Source organism: Bacillus sp. CCNWLW194 (assembly GCF_037120585.1).
GTDB lineage: Bacteria > Bacillota > Bacilli > Bacillales > Bacillaceae_G > Bacillus_A > Bacillus_A basilensis.
Map to the genome: position 1 here is coordinate 1 of NZ_JBBBBL010000053.1, position 1286 is coordinate 1286.

The following is a 1286-nucleotide window of genomic DNA, read 5'->3' on the forward strand; positions in this document are numbered from 1 at the left end:
CACATCCATCAACTTAAGGATTTAGACTATTTTTGAAGTTAAAAGCACGTTACTATTTTCTTATGTTAATGAGAAAGGGTGACGTGCTTTTTATGAATATGCATCAAAAACAAGAGTTATCTTTATTTGCCGAAGAGCTATATCGATATATGTCTCCCGCTACACTTAATCAATTAGCTATAGAAGCAGGCGGAATGAAACGAAAACGCAAGTGCCACGGGCATCATTTCTTATCTTTGTGTGTATGGTTAAATCAACAAATCGCTACTACCTCTCTTACTCAACTTTGTAGTCAATTAGAAACTTCAACAGGAATTTTATTAAGTCCGGAGGGACTTAATCGACGATTTAATTCGGATTCTGTAGCCTTCTTTCGCACTGTATTTACTACACTTCTACAAGCTAAAATTGGAGGAGTATCTAAGATTTCTCATTCTCTTTCATCTTATTTTGAGCGGATTCTCGTCCTTGATTCTACAACCTTCCAAGTTCCAGATCGATTCGCAACTACTTATCCTGGTGCCGGAGGGTGTAGTCATACAGCTGGTGTGAAAATCCAACTAGAGTATGACTTGTTGAGTGGAAAATTTTCTGATGTGGAAATTGAACCAGGAAAACGAAGTGATCAGGCATATAGTGCGACTCGAACAGGCATGGCACAAAAGAATGAACTATATATTCGTGACTTAGGATATTTTCGTCTACAAGACTTTAAGTCTATTCAAGATAAGCAAGGATATTATTTATCACGTCTAAAGTTACCAACTAAAATATATAGAAAAGAATTTGAAACAGTGGTATTTAAAACAAAACCCGCTCAATTAAAACCGGTATATATACAAATTCATTTGGAAGACATCATGAAACAATTGCAGCCTGGCCAAGTGTATGAATTACATGATGTATATGTAGGGAGTAAAGACAAACTGCCTACTCGAATTGTAGTTTATAGATGTACCGAGGAGCAAAAACAGAAACGTCTACGTGATCGAGCTATTCGCGAAAAGAAAAAAGGAATTACATATACAGAGCGTACAAAACTTTTACAAGGTATTACGGTATATATGACAAACATTCCTACGGAATGGGTACCAAAAGAGAAAATTTATGATCTATATTCACTGCGTTGGCAAATTGAGCTGTTATTTAAAATATGGAAATCTTGGTTTCAAATTCATCGTTGTAAATCTATTAAACAAGAACGATTAGAATGTCACCTTTATGGGCAACTCATTAGTATTCTATTATGTTCTTCTACTATGTTTAAAATGCGAGAACTCCTGTTA

At 35.3% G+C, this 1286-nt stretch carries 1 protein-coding gene; it reads left to right on the plus strand.

Annotation, left to right across the window (positions count from 1 at the left end; all coding sequences use genetic code 11):
* Positions 1 to 92: 92 nt before the first annotated feature.
* A partial coding sequence (locus tag V7S50_RS33945; protein ID WP_336376862.1) for an IS4 family transposase occupies positions 93 to 1286 on the plus strand: 1194 nt, incomplete at its 3' end.